The sequence below is a fragment of the Halomonas caseinilytica genome (assembly GCF_001662285.1).
Classification (GTDB): domain Bacteria; phylum Pseudomonadota; class Gammaproteobacteria; order Pseudomonadales; family Halomonadaceae; genus Halomonas; species Halomonas caseinilytica.
This window is the reverse complement of the sequence record NZ_BDEO01000006.1, coordinates 128886-151427: the sequence shown is the minus strand read 5'-3', so window position 1 is coordinate 151427 and position 22542 is coordinate 128886. Positions and strand designations below refer to the sequence as shown.

General features: G+C 64.1%; 23 protein-coding genes. 6 read left to right on the top strand and 17 right to left on the bottom strand.

Going from position 1 to position 22542, the window contains the following annotated elements:
- From HSDC_RS06955 to HSDC_RS06930, 6 genes are all read right to left on the bottom strand, one after another.
- Positions 1 to 549 (bottom strand): DUF5943 domain-containing protein, encoded by a 549-nt coding sequence (locus HSDC_RS06955; protein WP_064699215.1) that lies wholly within the window; start codon positions 547 to 549, stop codon positions 1 to 3.
- 77 nt (positions 550 to 626) lie between these two features.
- A complete protein-coding gene (locus HSDC_RS06950) occupies positions 627 to 1604 on the bottom strand; it encodes a dipeptidase (RefSeq protein WP_064699214.1) in 978 nt (325 codons plus the stop codon).
- Positions 1605 to 1746: 142 nt separating this feature from the next.
- Positions 1747 to 2448, bottom strand: a complete 702-nt coding sequence (mtgA, locus tag HSDC_RS06945) for a monofunctional biosynthetic peptidoglycan transglycosylase (RefSeq protein ID WP_064699213.1) — start codon at positions 2446 to 2448, stop codon at positions 1747 to 1749.
- 142 nt (positions 2449 to 2590) lie between these two features.
- On the bottom strand, positions 2591 to 3733 hold the full coding sequence (gbdR, locus tag HSDC_RS06940; RefSeq protein WP_122983335.1) for a choline metabolism transcriptional regulator GbdR: 1143 nt from the start codon (positions 3731 to 3733) through the stop codon (positions 2591 to 2593).
- A gap of 289 nt (positions 3734 to 4022) precedes the next feature.
- Complete coding sequence (gene fghA / locus HSDC_RS06935) at positions 4023 to 4874, bottom strand: S-formylglutathione hydrolase (RefSeq protein WP_064699211.1); 852 nt, start codon at positions 4872 to 4874, stop codon at positions 4023 to 4025.
- Between the two features lie 82 nt (positions 4875 to 4956).
- Positions 4957 to 6066: an S-(hydroxymethyl)glutathione dehydrogenase/class III alcohol dehydrogenase gene (locus HSDC_RS06930; protein ID WP_064699210.1), complete on the bottom strand. Its 1110-nt coding sequence runs from the start codon at positions 6064 to 6066 to the stop codon at positions 4957 to 4959.
- Between the two features lie 126 nt (positions 6067 to 6192).
- On the opposite strand from HSDC_RS06930, the gene HSDC_RS06925 reads away from it, so the two are divergent.
- Entirely contained in the window at positions 6193 to 7095 is a 903-nt protein-coding gene (locus HSDC_RS06925) for a LysR family transcriptional regulator (protein WP_064699209.1), read from the top strand.
- 5 nt (positions 7096 to 7100) lie between these two features.
- On the opposite strand, the gene HSDC_RS06920 is transcribed toward HSDC_RS06925, so the two are convergent.
- Both HSDC_RS06920 and HSDC_RS06915 read right to left on the bottom strand, forming a co-directional pair.
- Positions 7101 to 8141, bottom strand: a complete 1041-nt coding sequence (locus HSDC_RS06920) for a calcium/sodium antiporter (RefSeq protein WP_064699208.1) — start codon at positions 8139 to 8141, stop codon at positions 7101 to 7103.
- A gap of 232 nt (positions 8142 to 8373) precedes the next feature.
- Positions 8374 to 9753 (bottom strand): L-serine ammonia-lyase, encoded by a 1380-nt coding sequence (locus HSDC_RS06915; protein ID WP_064699207.1) that lies wholly within the window; start codon positions 9751 to 9753, stop codon positions 8374 to 8376.
- 198 nt (positions 9754 to 9951) lie between these two features.
- Here HSDC_RS06915 and HSDC_RS06910 point away from each other — a divergent pair, with 198 nt between their 5' ends.
- Together HSDC_RS06910 and HSDC_RS06905 are read left to right on the top strand one after the other, a co-directional pair.
- On the top strand, positions 9952 to 10878 hold the full coding sequence (locus HSDC_RS06910; protein WP_064699206.1) for a LysR substrate-binding domain-containing protein: 927 nt from the start codon (positions 9952 to 9954) through the stop codon (positions 10876 to 10878).
- Between the two features lie 68 nt (positions 10879 to 10946).
- Positions 10947 to 11585 carry a hypothetical protein gene (locus tag HSDC_RS06905; protein WP_064699205.1) on the top strand — a complete coding sequence of 213 codons (639 nt, stop codon included), beginning with the start codon at positions 10947 to 10949 and terminating at the stop codon, positions 11583 to 11585.
- 86 nt (positions 11586 to 11671) lie between these two features.
- Here the strand turns inward: HSDC_RS06905 and rpoD are convergent, their stop codons facing one another.
- The 3 genes from rpoD to rpsU all read right to left on the bottom strand — a co-directional run bounded on the left by rpoD (position 11672) and on the right by rpsU (position 15939).
- Entirely contained in the window at positions 11672 to 13519 is a 1848-nt protein-coding gene (gene rpoD / locus HSDC_RS06900) for an RNA polymerase sigma factor RpoD (RefSeq protein WP_064699204.1), read from the bottom strand.
- Between the two features lie 258 nt (positions 13520 to 13777).
- The gene (dnaG, locus tag HSDC_RS06895) at positions 13778 to 15601 is read right to left on the bottom strand and encodes a DNA primase (RefSeq protein WP_064699203.1); all 1824 of its coding nucleotides are present in this window, start codon (positions 15599 to 15601) and stop codon (positions 13778 to 13780) included.
- A 122-nt stretch (positions 15602 to 15723) separates the two neighbouring features.
- A complete protein-coding gene (rpsU, locus tag HSDC_RS06890; RefSeq protein ID WP_013333229.1) occupies positions 15724 to 15939 on the bottom strand; it encodes a 30S ribosomal protein S21 in 216 nt (71 codons plus the stop codon).
- Positions 15940 to 16196: 257 nt separating this feature from the next.
- On the opposite strand from rpsU, the gene tsaD reads away from it, so the two are divergent.
- On the top strand, positions 16197 to 17225 hold the full coding sequence (gene tsaD / locus HSDC_RS06885; RefSeq protein ID WP_064699202.1) for a tRNA (adenosine(37)-N6)-threonylcarbamoyltransferase complex transferase subunit TsaD: 1029 nt from the start codon (positions 16197 to 16199) through the stop codon (positions 17223 to 17225).
- A gap of 30 nt (positions 17226 to 17255) precedes the next feature.
- Here tsaD and HSDC_RS06880 read toward each other — a convergent pair whose 3' ends face one another.
- Positions 17256 to 17840 carry a glycerol-3-phosphate acyltransferase gene (locus HSDC_RS06880; RefSeq protein ID WP_425292853.1) on the bottom strand — a complete coding sequence of 195 codons (585 nt, stop codon included), beginning with the start codon at positions 17838 to 17840 and terminating at the stop codon, positions 17256 to 17258.
- Between the two features lie 136 nt (positions 17841 to 17976).
- Here HSDC_RS06880 and folB point away from each other — a divergent pair, with 136 nt between their 5' ends.
- Together folB and folK are read left to right on the top strand one after the other, a co-directional pair.
- Complete coding sequence (gene folB / locus HSDC_RS06875) at positions 17977 to 18342, top strand: dihydroneopterin aldolase (protein ID WP_064699201.1); 366 nt, start codon at positions 17977 to 17979, stop codon at positions 18340 to 18342.
- Positions 18342 to 18857, top strand: coding sequence for a 2-amino-4-hydroxy-6-hydroxymethyldihydropteridine diphosphokinase (folK, locus tag HSDC_RS06870; RefSeq protein WP_064699200.1), 516 nt, complete (start codon positions 18342 to 18344; stop codon positions 18855 to 18857). The genes folB and folK overlap by 1 nt, the downstream gene beginning before the upstream one ends.
- Before the next feature lie 70 nt (positions 18858 to 18927).
- Here folK and HSDC_RS06865 read toward each other — a convergent pair whose 3' ends face one another.
- From HSDC_RS06865 to rsmA, 5 genes are all read right to left on the bottom strand, one after another.
- Complete coding sequence (locus tag HSDC_RS06865) at positions 18928 to 20073, bottom strand: tRNA nucleotidyltransferase/poly(A) polymerase-related protein (protein WP_064699199.1); 1146 nt, start codon at positions 20071 to 20073, stop codon at positions 18928 to 18930.
- Entirely contained in the window at positions 20057 to 20404 is a 348-nt protein-coding gene (gene glpE / locus HSDC_RS06860; protein WP_064699198.1) for a thiosulfate sulfurtransferase GlpE, read from the bottom strand. The genes HSDC_RS06865 and glpE overlap by 17 nt, the downstream gene beginning before the upstream one ends.
- A 28-nt stretch (positions 20405 to 20432) precedes the next feature.
- Positions 20433 to 21239: a symmetrical bis(5'-nucleosyl)-tetraphosphatase gene (locus HSDC_RS06855; RefSeq protein WP_064699197.1), complete on the bottom strand. Its 807-nt coding sequence runs from the start codon at positions 21237 to 21239 to the stop codon at positions 20433 to 20435.
- Between the two features lie 70 nt (positions 21240 to 21309).
- Complete coding sequence (gene apaG, locus HSDC_RS06850; RefSeq protein WP_064699196.1) at positions 21310 to 21699, bottom strand: Co2+/Mg2+ efflux facilitator ApaG/CorD; 390 nt, start codon at positions 21697 to 21699, stop codon at positions 21310 to 21312.
- The gene (gene rsmA / locus HSDC_RS06845) at positions 21699 to 22505 is read right to left on the bottom strand and encodes a 16S rRNA (adenine(1518)-N(6)/adenine(1519)-N(6))-dimethyltransferase RsmA (protein WP_064699195.1); all 807 of its coding nucleotides are present in this window, start codon (positions 22503 to 22505) and stop codon (positions 21699 to 21701) included. The genes apaG and rsmA overlap by 1 nt, the downstream gene beginning before the upstream one ends.
- Positions 22506 to 22542 lie beyond the last annotated feature (37 nt).

Genomic DNA, 22542 nt, shown 5'->3' with positions numbered 1-22542 from the left:
TCAGCCTTGATCCCGGGTATCGCGCGGCACGGTGACGAAGTAGCCAACGTCACAGCCCTCTTCAGCGGCGCTCTGGGTTTGTTCCGCGATGGTGCGCAGCTGACTGCCCCGTGCGGCGAGGATCTGGTCCATGGCACCGGCGAACCACCCGGTGAACATGTACTCGACCCGGCGCCCGACCTTGCCCAGTTGGTAGACAAAGGCGCTATGCTCAAGACGTACCCGGCAGGTACCAGCCTCGAGGTCGATGTGCTCGGTGATGAACCGGCCCCAGCCACGCTGGGAAAGACGCGTCATGTAGTGCTCGAAGACCGCCTCATCCTTCAGACCATGCAGCTCCGCTTCCTTCTCGCACCAGTGCCAGGCGCTCTTGTAGCCGGCGTGATAGAGAATGTCGGCATAGGTCTCGACACCGAGCGCTTCTTCGACGGCCACATGATTGTTGATGAAGAAGTGGCGCGGCACGTAGAGCATCGGCAACGCATCGGTGGTCCAGACGCCGGTCTCGGCATCCACCTCAATGGGCAGTTCAGGAGCCATCTTGGTCACGGTGTTGTTCCTCAAACTTGCTGATTATTGTGGTAGGGCTTCAGGTAGCATGAGCGCTTGCGGCTGTCGCCGGCGTCTCACTCACCCCAGACGTCCTTGAGCACGCGCACCCAGTTCTCCCCCATGATCTTGCGTACCTGGGGCTCGCTGAAGCCGCGTCGCAGCAACGCCTCGGTGAGGTTGCCGAACTCGCCGATGGTACGAATGCCTTCGGGATTGATGATCTCGCCGAAGCGGGTCAGGCGACGGGCATAGCCCTTGTCGTGGGTCAGCCACTCGAAGAAATTATGGTCCTGGCCCTGGGTGAAGTCGGTGCCGATGCCGATGGCGTCCTCACCGACGATGTTCATCACGTACTCGATGGCCTCGACATAGTCGTCGATAGTGGCGTCGACACCCGCCCGCAGGAAGGGAGTGAACATGGTCACGCCGACGAAACCGCCATGGTCAGCGATGAACTTCAGTTCCTGGTCGGACTTGTTGCGCGGATGGTCCTTGAGCCCGGACGGCAGGCAGTGGGAGTAGCAGACCGGTTTCTCGGAGGCCTCGATGACTTCGGTGGAGGTCTTCTCGCCGACATGGGAGAGGTCGCACATGATGCCCACGCGGTTCATTTCAGCGACGATCTCGCGACCGAACCCGGACAGGCCGCCGTCGCGCTCGTAGCAGCCGGTCCCCACCAGATTCTGGGTGTTGTAGCACATCTGCACGATGCCGACGCCGAGACGCTTGAAGACCTCGACGTAGCCGATCTGGTCCTCGAAGGCATGGGCATTCTGGAATCCGTAGATGATGCCGGTCTTGCCTTCTTCCTTGGCTCGAGTGATGTCCGCCGTGGTACGCACGGGACGGACCAGGTCACTGGACTCGGCCAGCAGGGCGTTGGTCGCGACGATATTGTTGACGGTGGCCTGGAATCCCTCCCAGACGGAGACGGTGCAATTGGCAGCGGTCAGCCCGCCCTTGCGCATGTCCTCGAAGAGTTCGCGATTCCACTTGGCGATGATCAGACCATCGATGACGATGGCGTCCTGGTGCAGCTCGGCAGGGGTCATGACAGGGCTCCGGTTGATGCATGATCATGCCGGCAGCATAGCCCTCGCCCCCCTCGCCCCGGCGCCTGGGAGCGACCGGGAAAATCCCAAAAACGTCACGAGCGTCGTGATCGCGACAGCTTGCGTGTCGAGGTGGAGAAGCTCACAGGCGATCCAGGTAGGCAGGCCCCAGATTGCGCATCTGGCCACGGATCCAGTCGCTACGTTGCAGGACGTAAGCACCGGGACGAGAGGCGCTCCAGCCGCGGGGATTGGGAAGGATCGCCGCCAGGCGGCTGGCCTGGACTGGCGTCAACTCGGCGGCAGAGACCCCGAAATAGTGTTGCGCCGCCGCCTCCAGGCCGAAGACGCCGTTGTCCCATTCGGCGATATTGAGGTAGACCTCGAGAATGCGCTCCTTGGGCCAGAGCAACTCGAGGAGCAGGGTGAACCACGCCTCGAGCCCCTTGCGCACCCAGTTGCGGCCGGTCCAGAGAAAGAGGTTCTTGGCGGTCTGCTGGCTGAGCGTGCTGGCACCGCGCAGGGCATCGCCACCCAGGCTCGCCATCACGGCACGCCGCAACTCGACGAAGTCGAAGCCATGATGATCCGGAAACCGCTGATCCTCGGCGGCGATCACCGCCAGCTTGGCGTTGTCGGAAAGCTGCGGCCAGGGACGCCACTGCTGGCGAATATCCAGGGATTCACCGGCGAGCCAGGCCTCCACCTTGCGCTCGATCATCACCATGGAGCCGGCTACCGGCACCACCCGGAACATCAGGACCAGCAGGACGGACAGCCCCACCCACCCCAGCAGCGCGAGCCCCAGGACGCGTGCCGCCCGTCGCAGCCATTCCCGCATCATGTCTCTCTCGGAAAACGCTGCCGCAATGGTCGAGCGTCATGAAGGCCAGCCCCCATACCTGACGGGCCCAAAGGATAGCCGCCAGGAAAGGCGGCTATCGAGAGGCGATTGACGTGCATAGGCATTTAGGCAGTGTGTCCCCTCACGTTCTCAATCTCACGCTGGCATAGGTCGGCTCGCCCCGAGCCTGGTCCAGGGCCGTCATGGCGGCGGAGACCGGTTCATTGGGCAAGGCTTCGAACGCGGCCGCCGACTGCAGCATCGATGCCGCGTCCTGGCCAAGTCGCACCGGGGGCACCAGCTCCACGGCGCTGCTGCTCAGCCGTTCGTCACGCGGCGGGATACCGAAGTACTCGCGATAGCACTTGGAAAAGTGCGGCGTCGACACGAAACCGCAGGCCGAAGCGACCTCGATGATCGACATCGGGGTCTGCTTGAGCAGTTGGCGAGCCCGAGTCAGGCGCAGTTTAAGGTAGTAGCGCGAGGGTGAGCAATGCAGGTTCTTCTGGAACAGGCGCTCCAGCTGACGCCGCGAGACATTCACGTAATCGGCCAGTTCATCGAGGCTGATCGGCTCTTCCAGGTTCGCCTCCATCAGCGCCACGATCTCCAGCAGCCGTGGCTGGGTGGTACCCAGCACATGCTTGAGCGGCACGCGCTGCTGGTCCTGCTCGCCGCGCACGCGGTCGTAGATGAACATCTCGGAGATACCCGCCGACAGTTCACGCCCATGGTCCCGTCCGATCAGCGTCAGCATCATGTCCAACGGCGCCGTGCCACCGGAGGACGTGGCCCGATCGCGATCGATGGAGAACAACCGGGTGGTCAAGGCAACCTTGGGAAACGCTTCCTGCATGGCAGCCAGGCACTCCCAGTGGACGCTGGCCTCGAAGCCATCCAGCAACCCCGCCCGGGCCAGCGCCCAACTGCCCGTGCACACCGACCCCAGGCGACGAGAGCGGCGCGCCTGGGACTGCAGCCAGCCGACGTGCTCGCGCTGGACACTACGCTGCGGGGCCACACCGCCGCAGACGATCACCGTGTCCAGTGCCAGCGGTACCGTGGTGGAAGCATCCGGCGTAACCTGCAGCCCATCGCTGGCACTCACCGGGCTGCCATCCAGGCTCAACGTGTACCAGCGATAGAGCTCTCGACCGGCCAGCTGGTTGGCCATGCGCAGCGGCTCGATGGCCGAGGCCAGCGAGATCAGGGTGAAATTCTCCAGCAGAAGAAACCCCAGGGTCTGGGGCGCGGCCTTCGGAGAGGCCTGGGCAGTGGTTGTCATCATGAAACTCCAGCACGGTTATCGTGGACCATCTTGTTATTGTCGACAGGCGCCTGACGCCGTTGACCGAGCCGTCTGTCGCGATCAGACAAGCTCACCCCGGAATGTAATCCTTGTGTCGTTTTCTGGCATGTCAAATTTGCCTATCAGCGCCCCCTTTCCCGGTATCCTGCGACAATGGTGTCGGTTTTGAGCACGCGGGAGACGCCCGTGGATACGACACGACATCCCCAAACGAAAGCGCCGGCCCAGGATCGGGCCGGCGCGGGTCGGAATGACAATGCCCGTACTAAGCGCGCAGGCGTTCGGCGTGATAGCGCAGGTGATCATCGATGAAGCTGGCGATGAAGAAGTAGCTATGGTCATAGCCGGGCTGACGTCGCAGCGTCAACGGATGATCATGTTCGGCGCATACCGCCTCCAGCCGCGCGGGGCAAAGCTGTTCGTCCAGGAAGTCATCGGCCTCGCCCTGGTCGATGAACAGCGGCTGGCGAGAGGCGCCGCGCGCCACCAGCTCACAGGCATCGTACTGGGTCCAGCGGCTGACATCCTCGCCCAGATAGGCGCTGAAGGCCTTTCGCCCCCAGGGACACTGGGTCGGATTGACGACCGGGGCGAACGCCGACACCGAGCGATAGTGGCCGGGGCGACGCAGCGCCATGATCAGGGCCCCGTGCCCGCCCATGGAATGCCCACTGATCGACTCGCGACCATTGACCGGGAAATGCTGACGCACCACCGACGGCAGCTCCTCGGCCACATAGTCATACATCCGGTAGTGATCCTTCCAGGGCGCCTCGGTGGCATTGACGTAGAACCCGGCACCGGAGCCGAAGTCGTAACTGTCATGCTCGCCCGGCAGGTCCAGGCCGCGAGGGCTCGTGTCAGGGCAGACGATGGCGATACCCAGCTCGGCGGCCAGGCGCTGGGCACCGGCCTTCTGCATGAAGTTCTCGTCGGTGCACGTCAGCCCCGACAGCCACCACAGCAGCGGCACACGCTCGGTTTCGGCCTGAGGCGGCAGATAGATGGCGAACACCATCTCGCAGTCCAGCGCTCGGGAACGATGGCGGTAACGCTTGTGCCAGCCACCGAAGCTGCGGTTGGCCGAGACCAGCTCCAGATGCTCGGTCATGGTCATGGGAGACTCCTCATATGGTTGCGCGGCCTCGCGCGTATCACATCCCGCGTGCGCGGCATCGGCACTTCAATACGGACGCGCTTCAATAATGCAGCACGGTGCGGATGCTCTCGCCTCGATGCAACAGGTCGAAGGCCTCGTTGATCTCCTCGAAAGGCATGTCGTGAGTGATGAAGTCGTCGATATTGATCTCGCCGTTCATGTAACGCTCGACATAACCCGGCAGTTCGGTGCGCCCCTTGACGCCACCGAAGGCAGAGCCTTTCCAGACGCGACCGGTCACCAGCTGGAACGGGCGGGTGGAAATCTCCTCGCCGGCACCGGCCACGCCGATGATGATCGACTCGCCCCAGCCCTTGTGGCAGCACTCCAGCGCTGAACGCATGACGTTGACATTGCCGATGCATTCGAAGGAGTAATCGACACCGCCGTCGGTCAGGTCAACGATCACCTCCTGAATGGAGGCCGAGTAATCCTTGGGATTGACGAATTCGGTGGCACCGAACTGCTCGGCGAGCTGGAACTTCTCCGGATTGACGTCGATGGCGATGATGCGGCTCGCCTTGGCCATTACCGCGCCCTGGATCACCGCCAGGCCGATGGCCCCCAGGCCGAAGACCGCTACCGTCGAGCCCGGCTCCACCTTGGCGGTGTTCATGACCGCGCCGATACCGGTGGTGACCCCGCAACCCAGCAGGCAGATCTTGTCCATGGGCGCCTGCTTCGATACCGAAGCCAGCGACACCTCCGGTAACACGGTGTACTCGCTGAACGTGGACGTGCCCATGTAATGATGCAGCGGCTTGCCTTCCAGGGAGAAACGGCTGGTGCCATCCGGCATCACGCCCTTGCCTTGAGTGGCACGCACGGCGCCGCACAGGTTGGTCTTGCCGGACAGGCAGAACTTGCACTGGCCGCATTCGGCCGTATACAGCGGGATGACATGGTCCCCCGGGCGCAGGCTGGTGACGCCCTCGCCGACTTCCTCGACGACCCCGGCACCCTCATGACCCAGCACCGCGGGGAAATTGCCCTCCGGGTCGGCACCGGACAAGGTATAGGCGTCGGTATGGCAGACACTGGTCGCGGCCATGCGCACCAGCACCTCACCAGCCTTGGGGCCCTCGACATCGATCTCGGTCAACTGCAGGGGCTGGCCCGCTTCCAGGGCAACGGCGGCACGAGACTTCATGATCCATCCTCTCGGTGGGTGATTGGCATCACCCAAGTCTAGGCAAGAGAGACCGTCGGTATAAACTGCATCAAACGCATGACATTATTGTCACATGGCAACAATGACGAGAGAGGCAACACCGGAATGCAACGCTGGGACCGTGTCGAGGCCTTCATCGAGGTCGTGCGCCTGGGCGCCTTCAACGCCGCCGCCGAACGGCTGAGGGTATCGAGCTCCCATGTCAGCCGGCTGGTCAGCCAACTGGAAAACCAGCTGGATACCCCCCTGCTGTACCGAACCACACGCCGCATTCGATTGACCGAGGCCGGCCGCCTCTATTACCAACACTGCCATCATCTGTTCGATGGCTTCCGCGAAGCCGAAGCTGCGGTCAAGGAGCTCCAGACCCGCCCCAGCGGCCTGCTCGGTCTCACCTGCGCCACCACCTTCGGTGAACGCTACCTGGCGCCCCTGGTCCATGACTTCATGCGTTTCCACCCTCAGCTCGAGGTGCGCATGCACTTCACCAACCGGCGAGTCGACATCATCGATGAAGGCTTCGACATCGCCATCCGCATGGGCACGCTCCAGGACTCATCGCTGATCGCTCGCCGGCTGTGCGAACGTCGCGAGTACGTGGTCGGCTCACCCGACTACTTCACCCATTACGGCCAGCCCCACGCCCTCTCCGAGCTGGCTCGCCATCGCTGCCTGGTGGGTACGCGTGATCACTGGCGATTCGACGTCAACGGCGTGCGCCGCGAGATACGCATCGATGGCCCCTGGCGCGGTAACTCCGGACCGGCCCTGCTCGATGCCGCGCTCAAGGGATTGGGGCTTGCACAGTTGCCCGACTACTATGTCGACGAGCATCTGGCCCGGGGCGAATTGATCAGCGTGCTCGACGCCTACCGACACGACGATACCGCGGTCTGGGCCGTCTATCCCCGCCACCGGCACCGCTCCCCCAAGGTTCGCCAGTTCCTCGATTACCTGGTCGCCGAGCTCGGGCCCAGCCTGCCGGCACAACGCCGGCCGAGCGCATGACGCCCCTAGGTGTGACGGCGACGCTCCTGCACTACCAGCACCACGAGGGTCAGGGCCGTGATGGGCAACACGAAATAGCTCATCACCGCTCCGAAGCCTTGCAACGCGTCATGATGAGCGACCTGCAGCACCAGATAAGCGGTATAGGCCAGGTAGTAGCCCAGCAACACTCCCCCTTCCCAGCGGTTGATCGTGCCGCCGGTCAGGCAGATCGGCAGGCAGGCGAGCGCCACGGCGAGCATCACCGGCATGTCGAAGCCCAGCATGGCCGCCGAGACACCGATGCCGGACGGCGCCAGCAATCCGGACAGCCCCAACACGCCGAGGATGTTGAAGATGTTGCTGCCCACGACATTGCCCACCGCAATGTCGCGCTCACCCCGCAGGGCGGCGATGAGCGACGTCACCACCTCGGGCAGCGAGGTACCTGCCGCCACGATCGTCAGCCCGACCACCTGCTCACTGATCCCCAGCCTGGCCGCCATCTCGACGGAGGCGCCCACGAACCAGCGCGAGCCCAGCACCAAGAGCGCCAGCCCACCGAGCACCATGCACAGATTGAGAGGCAGGGGCGTGTTCGCCTTTTCGGACGGCGGCGGCGGCTCACGTCGATTGTGCAGAAACAGAAACAGCAGGTAAGCGGCCAGGCAGGCCACCAGCAGCAGGCTATCAACGCGCCCCAGCCGCCCATCGAGCGACAGCACCAGCAGCAGCCCGGAGAGGCCGATCATCAGCGGGATGTCCAGGCGGATCAACTGAGGGGCCACCGTCAGCGGCACGATCAGTGCTGCGACACCGAGGATGAACAGCACATTGAAGATGTTGCTGCCCACCACGTTGCCCATGGCAATGCCGGCCTGGTCGTCAAGGGCCGACTTCACGCTGACCGCCAGTTCCGGCGAACTGGTGCCGAAGGCCACCACCGTCAGACCGATGATCAACGGCGAGATCCCCATCCGCAGCGCCAGACGCGACGCTCCCCTGACCAGCACCTCGGCGCCGACGATCAACAGCGCCAGGCCGGCGACAAACCCGATAATCATCATGTGTGCCCTCTCGATCGCGCTCTCCTGACAGGTTTGCCATGGAGATCTGCCCGATGGTTATTACACCGGTCGAGGTAGCGGTGCAACTGCGTTCCGACCAAGAGAACGACTCGGCCAAACGCCCATCCCGTCACCGGCACGAAAAGCCCATAAGGGAGGCTCATAAAAAAAGCGCGGCACCCGAAGGATGCCGCGCAACAAGGCTGAAGGCACAGCCCAGGAAACGATCGGTTCAGCATTCGATGGCATTGACGGCCAGGCCGCCCTTGGAGGTTTCCTTGTACTTCTCCTGCATATCGGCGCCGGTATCGCGCATGGTACGGATTGCCTTGTCCAGGGAGATAAAATGCTCACCGTCGCCGCGCAGCGCCATCTGGGTGGCATTGATCGCCTTGACCGAGGCGATGGCATTGCGCTCGATGCAGGGCACCTGGACCAGCCCACCGACCGGGTCGCAGGTCAGGCCCAGATTGTGCTCCAGGCCGATCTCGGCGGCATTCTCGATCTGGCCGACGCTGCCTCCCATCACCTCGGTGAGCCCGGCGGCGGCCATGGCACAGGCTGAGCCCACCTCGCCCTGACACCCGACCTCGGCGCCGGAAATGGAGGCGTTCTTCTTGCAAAGAATGCCCACGGCACCGGCGGTCAGCAGAAAATCCACCACATTCCGCTCGCAGGCATCCGGCTGGAACTTCATGTAGTAATGCAGCACGGCCGGAATAATGCCTGCCGCGCCATTGGTGGGTGCGGTCACCATCCGGCCACCGGCGGCATTTTCTTCGTTCACCGCCAGAGCGAAGACATTGACCCAGTCCATGGCGGAGAAGGTGGAGGTGATCAGGCTGGTATCATCCTCCATCGCCAACAGTCGACGATGGAGAGCGGCTGCACGCCGCTTGACCTCGAGACCACCGGGCAGAATGCCCTCATGCGCGAATCCCTGGTTGACGCAGTCCTGCATGGCCTCCCAGATGCGCCAGAGACCGGCACGTACCTCGGCCTCATCCCGCCAGGCCTTCTCGTTCTCCATCATCAGCTCGCTGATGCGCATGTCATGCAGGCGACACAGGGCCAGCAATTCAGCAGCACTGTTGAAATCGTAGGGCAAGGCCGTGGTGTCGGCATCCAGCTCATCCCGGTCGACCTGCCCCTGATCGACCACGAAGCCGCCTCCCACCGAGTAGAAGACATTGCGGTACAGCTCATCGGAGTGACCGTGAGCCACCAGCGTCATGGCATTAGGATGATAGGGCAGACTCTCGTCATGCCACTGCAGGTCGCGCGCCCAGACGAAGGGGATCGCCAGGTGCCCATCGAGCAGCAGGGTCTGGGATTCCAGCAGCTCCTCGATACAGGGCGAGACGATCGCCGGGTCGATGTGATCGGGACGTTCGCCCATCAACCCCATGATCGTCGCCCGATCGGTGCCATGTCCCTTGCCGGTGGACGAGAGCGAGCCATGCAGATGGATCTCGACCCGAGCCACCCGTTCGAGCAGATCTCGACCACGCAACGCCTGGACGAAGTCATAGGCCGCCCGCATCGGGCCCACCGTATGGGAGCTAGATGGACCGATACCGATCTTGAACAAGTCGAAGACGCTGATTGCCATGGTGATGCCTCATTGCGCGACCGGGGGAACCGGTGGTCAGGGTCTGGTGGAAGGCGATTGTCGTAGGCCTTCTCTCATGCTTTTGTGTCAGTCAGGCTAAAGCCAAGTGGCATTTACCTTGTTTGACCCTTATGTTGGAGCCACGTTTTCCCTAGGGCAATCGAGAATATCTCGCTTTCAGTATAGTATGACTAAACCATGAGCCGTCTTCTCAACTCTCAGACCCACGCCTGGCTGAAGGTCTTCGCCGTCAGCGCTCGGCATCTTTCCTTCACACGGGCAGCAGAAGAGCTGCACGTCACCACGGGTGCTGTCAGCCAGCAGATCAAGCAGCTGGAGGATCGCCTCGGGTTCAAGCTGTTCCGGCGCCTACCCCGGCGCCTTGCCCTGACAGAGGAAGGCAGGCGACTCGCCACGGTGGTCGATGACGCCTATCAAGCCGTCGGACTCGAGGTCAAGCGGCTGCGCAGCGGGGTCATGAGCGGCATCATCCGCCTGCGCAGCGTCCCCTCTTTCCTCAACAAGTGGCTGATGCCTCGCCTGCCCCGACTGCAGGCACGCTTCCCCGATATCGAACTTCACGTCACCGCCGAGGACAGCAGCACCTCGCTGCGAGAGGGCGATTTCGACCTCGCCCTGGACCTCAACGACGGCCAGACCCCAGGGCTGGCCATCACCCCGTTGATCGAGGAGACCATCTTTCCGGTCTGCGCACCCTCGCTGCTGCGCGGCCGCCCACCTCTGCGCCGCCCCGAGGATCTGGCCTGGTATCCGCTGCTGCACGACGTGACCGCCTGGCGCGGAAGCCGCGACTACGGCGAATGGGAACACTATCTGGAGGCCATTGAGGCCCCCTCGGTCAACGTGCACCGCGGCTATACCTTCAATCGCAACCATCTGACCATGGAAGCCGCCATCGCCGGCATGGGCGTGGCCATCGCTCGCCAGACACTGATCACCAACGAACTGGACACCGGTGCCTTGATTGCCCCCCTGGAACGACGCGTTGCCACCGGCATGCGCTACGGCATCGTCTACGCTGCCGGCGCCCTGGACGACCGTCGTGTGAAAGCCGTGCATGACTGGCTCGTGGAAGAGGCGGAAAGACCGCTTCCCACCCGCTAGCCCCGAGCGACGACAGAACAAGATGCGTATAATATCGGGCTTCGATTCACCTCGCCGCGAGAAGACAGATGCCCAAGATTTCTCCCGACCGGATTAGTTTTCGCGCCACCTGCCTGAGAGCCCTGGCTTACCTGCTGATCATTGCCGCCCTGATGGAAGGCGTCATGCAGGAGGCCCAGCAGTTCGTCGACGTCCGGTTTTCGGAATCCGGATTCACCGAACTGACCCAATCCTTCTTGCTGCTACTGGCCACAGGGCTGGCCCTCTCCGTACGGGTCTGGCAACGCCAGCTGCCCAATGTCGCCTTGCTGCTGGTCGGACTGCTCGGCGCCTCGTTCATCCGCGAGCAGGACGCCTGGCTCGACACCTATGTCTTCGACGGCGCCTGGCAAACGCTGGTGACACTGCTGGTGCTTCCCGTACTGTTCGTGGTGATCCGCCACCGCCGCGCCTTCGTGGCCGAACTCGAGTCGATCACCGGCACCTTCTCCTTCGGGCTCTTCGCGGCCGGCTTTCTGACCACCTATGCCTTCTCGCGTCTCTATGGGCGCAGCGAGCTTTGGCAGGCGATCCTGGGCGATCATTACCTGCGTATCATCAAGGATGCAGCGGAAGAGGTCACTGAACTGTTCGGCTATACCCTGCTGCTGTTCGCCATGCTGGAGCTGGTGCTGCTGGTACGTCGCCGACTCGCCGCCGAACGGTAAACCTCCAGGCGAGGCCGAAACGACGACGCCCGCGGGGCAAACCCGCGGGCGTCGCACATTGAGCCGGATAGTCGACGTATCGCCGGCTATTCGTCGAGGAAGGAGCGCAGCGGCTCGGAACGCGAGGGGTGGCGCAGCTTGCGCAGCGCCTTGGCCTCGATCTGGCGAATCCGCTCGCGGGTCACGTCGAACTGCTTGCCGACCTCTTCGAGGGTGTGATCGGTGTTCATGTCGATACCGAAGCGCATGCGCAACACCTTGGCCTCGCGGGCCGTCAGGCCGCCAAGCACATTGCGGGTGGCCTCGATCAGCCCCTCGCCGGTGGCCGAGTCGATGGGCAGCACCATGGTGCCATCCTCGATGAAATCCCCCAGGTGGGAATCGTCATCGTCGCCGATGGGCGTCTCCATGGAGATCGGCTCCTTGGCGATCTTGAGCACCTTGCGCACCTTGTCCTCGGGCATCTCGAGACGCTCGCCCAGCTCCTCGGGCGTCGGCTCGCGCCCCATCTCCTGCAACATCTGGCGCGAGACGCGGTTGAGCTTGTTGATGGTCTCGATCATGTGCACCGGAATCCGGATGGTGCGCGCCTGGTCGGCAATCGAGCGCGTGATCGCCTGACGAATCCACCAGGTGGCATAGGTCGAGAACTTGTAGCCGCGGCGATACTCGAACTTGTCCACCGCCTTCATCAGACCGATGTTGCCTTCCTGAATCAGGTCCAGGAACTGCAGACCGCGGTTGGTGTACTTCTTGGCGATGGAAATCACCAGACGAAGGTTGGCCTCGACCATCTCCTTCTTGGCCCGACGCGCCTTGGCCTCGCCGATGGAGAGCTTTCGGTTGACCTCCTTGAGGTCGGTCACCATCAGCGCCACCATCTCTTCCTCGAAGGCGATCTTGCGCTGTGCACGCTGGATGTCGCCCTTGAGCGGCGCCAGGCGATCGGCGTACCTGGCATTCTCGGCCATGAAGGCATCCACCCAGTCCTGACGGGACTCATTGCCCGGGAAGGACTTGATGAAGGTCTTGCGCGGCACCTTCGCCTTCTTGACGCACATCTGCATGATCGCCTTTTCCTGGGCACGCACCTGCTCGACGCTGATACGCACCTGTCCGACCAGGCGTTCGAAATGCTTGGGCACCAGCTTGATCGGCGAGAAGAGCTCGGCGAGACGCGCCAGTTCGGCCTGAGCCTGCTTGGCATCGCGACCATGCTCCTCGATAGCGCGACGCGCCGCCTCGTTCTGCTCGCGAATCTGCTCGAAGCGTGCCTTCGCCTCTTCAGGGTCCGGCCCACCCCCGGATTCCTCTTCCTCGGCGTCATCGTCGTCATCGGCGGCTTCACCGTCAGCGGCGCCCTGCTCGAGCTCGGGTTCCGGTACATCGGCCTCGGCCACGCCGGGAATACCCTCGTCGGGATCGATGAAGCCCGAGAACAAGTCGGAAAGACGCCCCGGCGCCTCCTCATCCTGAGTGGCGTCATAGGCCTCGAGAATGGAATCCACCGCGCCCGGAAGGTAGGCCAGCGCCGACATCACTTCCCGAGTGCCTTCCTCGATGCGCTTGGCGATCTCGATCTCGCCCTCGCGGGTCAACAGCTCCACGGTCCCCATTTCGCGCATGTACATGCGCACCGGATCGGTGGTGCGGCCCACATCGCTTTCCACCGCCGCCAGCGCCGCCACGGCCTCCTCGGCCGCCGACTCGTCGGTGGATTGATCGGCCATCATCAGGGTGTCTTCGTCGGGGGCTTCCTCGACGACATTGATACCCATGTCGTTGATCATGCCGATGATGTCTTCCACCTGATCCGGGTCGGCGATATCCTCGGGTAGATGGTCGTTGACCTCGGCATAGGTCAGGAAGCCCTGTTCCTTGCCGCGCGCGATCAACTCCTTCAGACGTGACTGCTGCTGCGCATTTCCAGCCATAGAAACCCTATCTCGACGAAGAAGAATGAAGCACCTGAAGCACTGAGGCGGAGAAAAACTCGATAAGCCGAACAGTATAGCGGTTTAGCCTACTGTTTTGCTAGTTCGGTGTATTTGCGCGGTCATTCAGGTGTGTTAGTTTGTCCGGTTGCGTCCCGTTCGGTTACGCCCCTAATGTGGTGATGGTAGGAGAGAATTCAACCCTCGCGCCACTTTTGCCGGCGGTTTCGCGCCAGCCCGGCAAGCGCTCGAAAGACTTCACCCCTTGAGTTCCATCAGCAACTCACTCAGCCGCTGGCGCTCCTGCTGCGACAAGTGTTCGCCGGCACGGCTCCGCGCCAGCAGCGTGTCATACTCTTCCTGAGGTGAACGCTTCCGATGATGGCGCTGGAAATACGCCACCCAGTTATCCAGCTCCGCACCGCGCACCCCCTTTGGCACCAGGGGCTCACGACGAGCCAGCTCCGCCAGGCGCTCGCCTTCCGGCGTGCCATGGAAGTGCGCCAGCAACACCTGGGCACTGCGGTAGCGCCCCGCCTTGAGCAGACGCACCACTTCACGACACAGTCGGGCATCCTCCCCTTCATGGGCGCACCAGTCGTCGCTTTCCGGTAGACGCTCGACCAGTCCCGGCTCATGCACCAGCAACTGCAGTGCCCGGGCCATCAACCCGAGCGACCCATCCTTCGCTGGCGACTCGCTCCCCGCCGGCGCCTCGACTGTCGGCGGAGCCCCTGTCTCGACGGCCGGGGCGTGCGCCTCGCTCTCGGCCTCCCCGTGGTGCTTCATCAAAGATTCGAAGCTTGACTGGTCGACGCCAGTACGGCGCGAGAGTTCCGTCAGCAACAAGGATTTCAGCACCCCCTCAGGCAGCAGGCCGATCGCCTCGAGCACCTGGCTCGCATAGCGCTCGCGGTCTTCGATACGCGCCAGATCGCGCCCCTGCGAGGCCTGCTCGAACAGGAATTCCGAAAGCGGGCTCGCGCAGGTTACCCTGTCCTCGAAAGCCTTGGCCCCCTCGCGACGCACCAGGGTGTCCGGATCCTCGCCCTCGGGCAGGAACAGAAAGCGTGCCTGACGCCCGTCAATCATCATCGGCAGGGCCGTACGCAGCGCGCGATCCGCTGCCTGACGGCCGGCCTGATCGCCATCGAAGCAGAACACCACCTCATCGACGACTCGAAACAGCCGCGACAGGTGATCCTCGGTGGTTGCCGTTCCCAGCGTGGCCACCGCATTGCGAATACCGAACTGGGCCAGTGCCACCACATCCATGTACCCCTCGACGATCACCAGACGATCCAGCCGGGCATTGGCCTGACGGGCCTCATAAAGACCGTAGAGTTCTCGCCCCTTGTGGAACACCGGCGTTTCGGGCGAATTGAGGTACTTGGGCTTGGCATCGCCGAGCACCCGGCCCCCGAAGGCCACGGTGCGGCCACGAATGTCTCGAATCGGAAACATGACCCGATCGCGAAAGCGATCATAGGTCCGCCCGCTGTCCTCGCGATGAACCAGCAGACCATATTCAATCTGGACGGCCTCGCTGATGCCGCGCTCGCCGAGGTGGCGACGCATTGCCTCCCACTCCGCCGGCGCGAAGCCGATGCCGAAATCCCGCACCACTTCGGGTGAGAGGCCACGTTTGTCGAGGTAGGCCCGAGCCGCCTCCCCTTCCGGCATCTTCAGTCGCTCGCGAAAGAAGCTCGCTGCCAGTTCCAGCAGATTGACGCCTTCCTTTCGCTTGCGCTCGCGCACCTGCTGCCGAGGATCATCATCCCCTTCCCGAGGCACCTCGAGCCCCAGCCGCGCGGCCAGTTGCTCCACCGCCTCGGGGAAGCGCAGGCGATCATATTCCATCAGGAAGCGCAGGGCGTTACCGTGCGCGCCGCACCCGAAGCAGTGATAGAACTGCTTGTCGGCACTGACGGTGAACGACGGCGACTTCTCCTGGTGAAAGGGGCACAGCCCCGAGTGATTGCGACCCGTCTTCTTGAGCTTGACCCGCTCCCCCACGATCTCGACCACATCGGTGCGGGCCAGCAGGTCATCGATGAAACGTTGCGGAATCTGTCCGGCCATTCAGGCTATCCCGAAAGCGGAGGAAGGGGGCGAGAGGAACACTGCAAAAACAAGCGGCCACCGATTGGCGGCCGCTTGGCGTCCTCCCGAGGCGACCCGAGAAGGGTCACCCCAAGTACGGATCAATAGAGCCGTTCGAAACGCTTGCGCTCACGCTGGAGTTTCTTCGCGTGACGCTTGACGGCGGCTGCCGCCTTGCGCTTGCGCTCCGCGGTCGGCTTCTCGTACTGCTCGCGACGGCGAACTTCGGAAAGCACACCGGCTTTTTCACAGGAACGCTTGAAGCGACGCAGCGCGACGTCAAACGGCTCGTTATCGCGTACTTTGACAGAAGGCATTAAGCACTCACCTACCTTGAAAACTTGAGTTCGGTTTGAACGCACGCCTCGGGGGCATTCATCGCGCTTCGCCCGGACGAGCCGCAGCGTGGCGAAACAAATAAAGCGAGCCCCAGGCGCACGACCCAGTCTTGCAGCGCACAGTATTCTAGTCGTCGTGACCTCACCATGCAAACCGTTTCGCGATCTCCAGCCCCTGCCGCCCTGCGCCCAAAACGCGTAGAATACCGCCATTTCCGATCCACCGAGCCATGACCATGCGCGTACTGGGCATCGAGACCTCCTGCGACGAAACCGGCGTCGCCCTCTTTGACACCGAGCGAGGCCTTGCGGCCGACGCCCTGCACAGCCAGATCGCCATGCATGCCGAATACGGCGGCGTGGTACCCGAACTGGCTTCCCGCGACCACACCCGACGCCTGTTGCCACTGATCCAGCGCGTTCTCGACGATGCCGGCGCCAGCCGCCGCGACCTCGACGCCATCGCCTACACCGCCGGCCCGGGACTGGTCGGCGCCCTCATGGTCGGCGCCAGTACGGCCCACGGCATGGCCCGGGCACTCGACATTCCGGTACTCGGCGTGCATCACATGGAGGGACACCTGCTCGCCCCCATGCTGGAAGACGATCCCCCCGATTTCCCCTTCGTGGCCTTGCTGGTCTCCGGCGGGCACACCCAGTTGGTGGAAGTCGCGGGCATCGGACGCTACCGGCTGCTCGGCGAATCGGTGGACGACGCCGCCGGCGAGGCCTTCGACAAGACGGCCAAGATGCTCGACCTGACATATCCCGGTGGCCCGGCGGTGGCACGGCTCGCCGAAACGGGAGACCCGGGCCGACTGCGCTTCCCGCGCCCCATGACCGATCGCCCGGGGCTGGATTTCAGCTTTTCCGGCTTGAAGACCCATACCCTGACCGCCATCCGCCAGCTCGAGGCCGACGGTGCGCTCGATGACCAGGCGCGCGCGGATGTGGCACGCGCTTTCGAGGATGCCGTGGTCGATACCCTGGTGATCAAGTGCCGACGCGCCCTCGACGCCACGGGCCTGACGCGGCTGGTCGTCGCCGGCGGCGTCAGCGCCAATCATCGCTTGCGCGAACGCCTGGAGCGCGAAACCCGTACGCGCGACGCCAGAGTGTACTATCCACGCGGCCGGTTCTGCACCGACAACGGCGCCATGATCGCCTATGCCGGCGCCCAGCGCCTGCGCGCCGGCCAGCACGACGAACCCGGACAGATGCAGGCGGTTCCCCGCTGGCCGCTGGAAACCCTGGCCGAGCCTTGAGCCTCGGCCCCATCCATGGCTCGCGAGCGGCTAGTCGTCCCGGCCGGGACTGGACCAACGCCGCAGATAGAGGGCGTGCCGGATCAGCACCAGCAGCGTGAAGACGATCACCACCTCGGTATAGGCCGGCGCCAGCCAGAGCGTGAACAAGGGCGCCACGGCCGCGCTGGCCAAGGAAGCAAGCGCCGCGGTACGACCGCTCCAGGCCAGCAGGCACCATAACAGCGCGCAGCAAAGCGCCACCCAGGGCGTCAACACGAGCATCACGCCGAAGGCGCAGGCGACGGCCCGCCCGCCCCGAAAGCGATACCAGACAGGATAACTGTGGCCCAGCATGACACCGAGCCCCACGAGCCCCTGCGCCCAGGGCGGTAGATCCCGGAGCAGTGCCAGCCCCAGCACCGGCATGCCCTTGACGGTATCCACCAGCAAGGTCGCCAGCGCCAGGCGCGTGCCATGCAGACGCAACACATTGGAAAAGCCGGGATTGCAAGAGCCGGACAGACGGGGATCGCTCACACCGGCCAGGCGACACACCATCAGGGCGCCGAGCCAAGTGCCACTGAGATAACCCAGGGCCATCAGCGGCAGGGTCGTTTCGAGTGTCGTCAGCACGGCCACGCCTCGAAGAAGGGTTCAACGAGCCATTCTGCCAGCCACACTCTGCCGAGAACAGCGCCCCGCTGTCGTCGGCGAGCGGGCTCGCGTACAATCACTCGCGCCTCCACCGCCAACAGCGCCAGGACCTCCGATGGACCTCGTACTGATCGAAGCACTCAAGGTCGACACCGTGATCGGCGTCTATGACTGGGAACGCACCATGACCCAGACACTGGTGCTGGATCTGGAAATGGCCACCGACATCCGCCCTGCCGCGGCTCGCGATGCCGTCGAGGATACCCTCGACTATGCGGCGATCAGCGAGCGTATCGCAGACTTCGGCGCCAGCCACCGGTTCGAGCTCGTCGAAACCTTCGCCGAACGACTCGCCGAGACGCTGCGCCACGAATATGGCATTGCCTGGCTACGCCTGACACTGCGCAAGCCCGGAGCAGTGCCTGCGGCCAAAGCGGTGGGCGTACGCATCGAGCGCGGCACACGAGAGGTAACGGACTGATGGCTCGGATCAGCGTCAGCATCGGCAGCAACATCGAACGCGAGCACCACGTTCGCGCCTGCCTGGATGCCCTCGCGGAGACCTTCGACGGCCTGCGTGTCTCGAAGGTCTACGAGAGCGAGCCGGTAGGCTTCGAGGACGGTCGCAACTTCTACAACCTGGTGGCTCTGTTCGACTGCGACTGGACGGTGGGCGAACTGCAGGCCTGGTGCAAGCGCCTGGAAGTCGCCCACGGCCGACGCCCCGACAGTCCGAAGTTCAGCCCGCGCACCCTGGACATCGATCTGCTCGACGTAGGCGGCCTCAGCGGCGAGCACGACGGCGTCAGCCTGCCTCGCACGGAGATCCTGCACCACGCCTTCGTGCTCAAGCCACTGGCGGAACTGTTGCCCGACACGCCCCACCCGGTCAACGGTGAACGGTATCGCGACCTGTGGAACGCCCTGGACACCCGCGACCAGCGCCTCTGGCCGGTGAGCTTCATCTGGCAGGGACGCGACCTGTCCCGCGACTAGCCTCCTCGTCACCCTCGAGCCCCGGCTCGCCACGAAGACGAACGGCACTCGCCGATGTCGCAGGCAGCGCCTAACGAGCCTGCGTCATCACCTCATCGATGGCCTCACGACGACGTCGCGCCAGTTCCTCCCCGAGCGCCTTCCCCTGGTAGCCTTCATCGACCAGCGCCTTCGGCAGGATCTGCATCGCCAGCCGCCAGGCCAGCGCCAAATCCTCGGCCAGGGCGGCGTCATCCAGGCTGACCAGCGCGATCAGCGGCGGCACCCGTTCGCTGCGCCGCCAGGCATCGATGCGCTCGAGCCAGGCCATGACCCGCTCGCCATCGACCGCGCCCTCCTCGTGGACCAGACGATGCGTGCAAGCCGCCTGCTCGGCCAGACGACTCACCGCCTTGGGAAGTCGCAACCGCTCGGCCAGCCGGCGCCGCCTCTCTGGTGCCAGATGCTCCACCAGGCGCGCCCAACGCCAGGGTGCCGCCTCATGAGAAGCGATATCCTCCGGTAGACGCTGCAATCGCCCCAGGGCATCATCCAGCTGCGCATCATCCGCCACCAGCTCCGGCATTAGCACCGCCAGGGCGCCACAGTCGTCAAGCGTCTGAAAGTAGACATCGGGCCAGGGTTCGCCCAGGGCCTTCTCGGTTTCCGCCCAGACCCGCTCGGCGACCAGATGAGCGATCTCGCCGCTCGCCACAAGCCGATGCATCAGCGCCAGGGTCTCATCGGCAATGACGAAGCCCAGGCCGGCATAGCGTGCCAGGAAACGGGCGACCCGCAGCACCCGCAGTGGGTCCTCGATGAATGCCGGCGAGACATGACGCAGCACCCTGGCCTCCAGGTCGTCGCGGCCGCCGAAAGGATCGACCAGCTCGCCCGACGGCGTCTCGGCCATGGCATTGATGGTCAGGTCGCGCCGCGCCAGATCCTCCTCGAGGGTGACCGACGGACTGGCGTGGATCTCGAAGCCGGTGTAACCGTGCCCCGACTTGCGCTCCGTACGCGCGAGGGCGAATTCCTCATGACTCTCGGGATGCAGGAAGACCGGGAAGTCGCGCCCCACCGGCTTGAAACCGCGCTGCCGCATAGCCTCGGGCGTGGCGCCGACCACGACCCAATCAACATCGGTGACCGGCCAGCCCAGCCGGGCGTCGCGCACGGCGCCACCGACCCGGTAGACATCGAGGCCGTCGAGACGACGATCAGGCTTCGTCGGCATCACCGGCGACCACCCGTTCGGGATGCTGCATCTGCCAGCCGGTGAAGCCGCCATCCAGACTGTAGACGTCGTCGAAGCCCTGACCCGCCAGCCAGGTGGCGGCCTGCTGGCTGGAATGGCCGTGATAGCAGACCACCACCAGCGGCTGCTCGCGATCGGCTTCGGCCAACAGCGCGGGTACCCCCTCGTTATCCAGATGACGGCTGCCAGGTAGATGGCCGGCGGCAAAACTGGCCGGGTCGCGAATGTCGACCAGCGTCAGCGGCCGCGCCGCATCCAGCCAGCCGCTCAGGGTGGCGGCATCCAGATGCTGGAAGGAAGAAGATGTCATGCGAGCCTCCGTCGTCGGAAGGAAAATGTCAGCGCCAGCCGGGCACGCTGATGCGTTCGCCGGTCTCGAGATTCAGTGCGGTCAGCTCGCCGCCCCAGACACAACCGGTATCCAGAGCCTCGGCATTGACGCGGCTGCCCGGCGTATGCCCCTGCAATGCCGCCCAATGACCGAACAGCAGGCGCACTCGGTCGCGACGGGCGAACTGAAACCAGGGCGCGAAGCCGTCAGGTGCGCTGTCGAGCCCTTCCTTGGCGGCGAAATCGAGACATCCCTCGGCATCGATGAAGCGCATCCGCGTGAAGGTATTGACGATCACCCGCTGGCGCTCGATGCCCTCGAGATCCTCGCGCCAGCATGATGGCTCGTTGCCATACATGCGTTCGAGGAAGTCCCCGGCACGCTCGCCGCTCAGGCAAGCCTCGACTTCGCCGGCCAGGCGCTCGGCCTGGTCGGCCTCCCAATGCGGGGGCACACCGGCATGCGTCATCAGCGTCTCGCCTCGACGCACCAGCAAGGGACGACTCTGCAGCCAGTCGAGCAGTGCCTCGCGATCGGGCGCCTCGAGGATGGCCGCCAGGGTGTCCTTGCGCTTGAGCCCGGCACCGCCTCGCGCCACGGCCAGCAGGTGCAGGTCATGGTTGCCCAGCACCACCTCAGCACACTCGCCCAGCGCCATGACCTCGCGCAGGCAGTCGAGCGAGGCCGGCCCACGATTGACCAGGTCGCCAGCCAGCCAGAGTCGATCACGGCGCGGATCGAACGACAAGCGCTCGAGCAGGGCAACGAATTCGGCATGGCAACCCTGCAGGTCACCGATGGCATAGGTGGACATGCTCGCTCCTGTTGTGGTGAGGGGATGACATGAGCGGGTCGATACAAGCCATGGCGCTCAAGCCCCGGCCTCAATGCACCTGGTTCGGCCCGGCCAGCCGAAAGGGCGCGACGGGCACCTCGAAGGGCCGCTGGGTGGCGGTGTCGACGCAGGTGAAGGCCCCCTCCATGACCCCTACGGGGCCATCGAGGATCGCCCGGCTGGTATAGCGGAAGGTCTGCCCGGGCGCGATCATCGGCTGCTGGCCGACCACGCCCTTGCCCCTGACCTCCTGCACCTGACCACTACTCTGGGTGATGATCCAGTGACGCGCCATCAGTTGCATGCTGTGCCGGGAATGATTGTGCACGGTGATGGTATAGCTGAACACATAACGTCGTTCCGAGGGTGCCGATTCGTCGACGCAGAAGGCTGGCTCGACATCGACATGCACCTGTTCGCTCTGGGGGACGGCATCCATCAGTTCCCCTCCTCCGTCAGGTGATCGGCGATGCGCACGAATTCTGCCACCGAAAGCGTCTGAGGGCGACGCCCCGGATCGATGTCCAGCGCCGACAATGCCTCGCCCGACAGGCGCCGCTTGAGGTTGTTGCGCAACGTCTTGCGCCGCTGGGCAAAGGCCTCGCGCACCACCTCGAACAGCAGCACCTCGTCCCGGGCGCGATGCGGCGGGACCTCGTGCGGCGTGAGCCGCACGATGGCCGATTCCACCTTGGGACGAGGCACGAAGGCCTCCGGCGGCACGGTGAACAGCGACTCGACATGACAATGGTACTGAGCCAGCACCGAGAGGCGACCGCGTTCGGCATCACCGGGCGCGGCCGAGAGACGCTCGACCACTTCCTTCTGCAGCATGAAGTGCATGTCCGCCACGGCCTCGCCGGCCGCCAGCAGGTGGGAGATCAGCGGTGTGGAAATATTGTAGGGCAGGTTTCCCACCACGCGCAGAGCGGGGCCGTCGCCTCTCAGCTCACGAAAATCGAACTTGAGGGCATCACCCTCGTGGATGACGAACCCCGGCTTGTCGAAGAACTGGACACGCAGCCCCGGTATCAGGTCACGATCCAGCTCGATCACTTCGAGTTGCCCCTCTGCCGCCTCGAGCAGGGGCTCGGTCAGCGCTCCCTGACCTGGACCGACTTCCACGAGCCGCTGGCCGGGCCTGGGGCCGATGGCTCGTACCAGCCGGGAAATGATGCCGGGGTCACGCAGGAAATTCTGGCCGAAGCGCTTGCGTGCGCGATGACCCGTGGGGCGGGATGACATTCAGGGGTGTCCTTCTATCGCTATGATCTTCTGTGCA

Bases quoted from the DNA above. Each gene is read 5' to 3' on its own strand.
- HSDC_RS06950 (WP_064699214.1), bottom strand. From the start codon at position 1,604: ATGACCCCTGCCGAGCTGCACCAGGACGCCATCGTCATCGATGGTCTG.
- mtgA (WP_064699213.1), bottom strand. From the start codon at position 2,448: ATGATGCGGGAATGGCTGCGACGGGCGGCACGCGTCCTGGGGCTCGCG.
- gbdR (WP_122983335.1), bottom strand. From the start codon at position 3,733: ATGACAACCACTGCCCAGGCCTCTCCGAAGGCCGCGCCCCAGACCCTG.
- fghA (WP_064699211.1), bottom strand. From the start codon at position 4,874: ATGACCATGACCGAGCATCTGGAGCTGGTCTCGGCCAACCGCAGCTTC.
- HSDC_RS06930 (WP_064699210.1), bottom strand. From the start codon at position 6,066: ATGAAGTCTCGTGCCGCCGTTGCCCTGGAAGCGGGCCAGCCCCTGCAG.
- HSDC_RS06925 (WP_064699209.1), top strand. From the start codon at position 6,193: ATGCAACGCTGGGACCGTGTCGAGGCCTTCATCGAGGTCGTGCGCCTG.
- HSDC_RS06920 (WP_064699208.1), bottom strand. From the start codon at position 8,141: ATGATGATTATCGGGTTTGTCGCCGGCCTGGCGCTGTTGATCGTCGGC.
- HSDC_RS06915 (WP_064699207.1), bottom strand. From the start codon at position 9,753: ATGGCAATCAGCGTCTTCGACTTGTTCAAGATCGGTATCGGTCCATCT.
- HSDC_RS06910 (WP_064699206.1), top strand. From the start codon at position 9,952: ATGAGCCGTCTTCTCAACTCTCAGACCCACGCCTGGCTGAAGGTCTTC.
- HSDC_RS06905 (WP_064699205.1), top strand. From the start codon at position 10,947: ATGCCCAAGATTTCTCCCGACCGGATTAGTTTTCGCGCCACCTGCCTG.
- rpoD (WP_064699204.1), bottom strand. From the start codon at position 13,519: ATGGCTGGAAATGCGCAGCAGCAGTCACGTCTGAAGGAGTTGATCGCG.
- dnaG (WP_064699203.1), bottom strand. From the start codon at position 15,601: ATGGCCGGACAGATTCCGCAACGTTTCATCGATGACCTGCTGGCCCGC.
- rpsU (WP_013333229.1), bottom strand. From the start codon at position 15,939: ATGCCTTCTGTCAAAGTACGCGATAACGAGCCGTTTGACGTCGCGCTG.
- tsaD (WP_064699202.1), top strand. From the start codon at position 16,197: ATGCGCGTACTGGGCATCGAGACCTCCTGCGACGAAACCGGCGTCGCC.
- folB (WP_064699201.1), top strand. From the start codon at position 17,977: ATGGACCTCGTACTGATCGAAGCACTCAAGGTCGACACCGTGATCGGC.
- folK (WP_064699200.1), top strand. From the start codon at position 18,342: ATGGCTCGGATCAGCGTCAGCATCGGCAGCAACATCGAACGCGAGCAC.
- HSDC_RS06865 (WP_064699199.1), bottom strand. From the start codon at position 20,073: ATGCCGACGAAGCCTGATCGTCGTCTCGACGGCCTCGATGTCTACCGG.
- glpE (WP_064699198.1), bottom strand. From the start codon at position 20,404: ATGACATCTTCTTCCTTCCAGCATCTGGATGCCGCCACCCTGAGCGGC.
- HSDC_RS06855 (WP_064699197.1), bottom strand. From the start codon at position 21,239: ATGTCCACCTATGCCATCGGTGACCTGCAGGGTTGCCATGCCGAATTC.
- apaG (WP_064699196.1), bottom strand. From the start codon at position 21,699: ATGGATGCCGTCCCCCAGAGCGAACAGGTGCATGTCGATGTCGAGCCA.
- rsmA (WP_064699195.1), bottom strand. From the start codon at position 22,505: ATGTCATCCCGCCCCACGGGTCATCGCGCACGCAAGCGCTTCGGCCAG.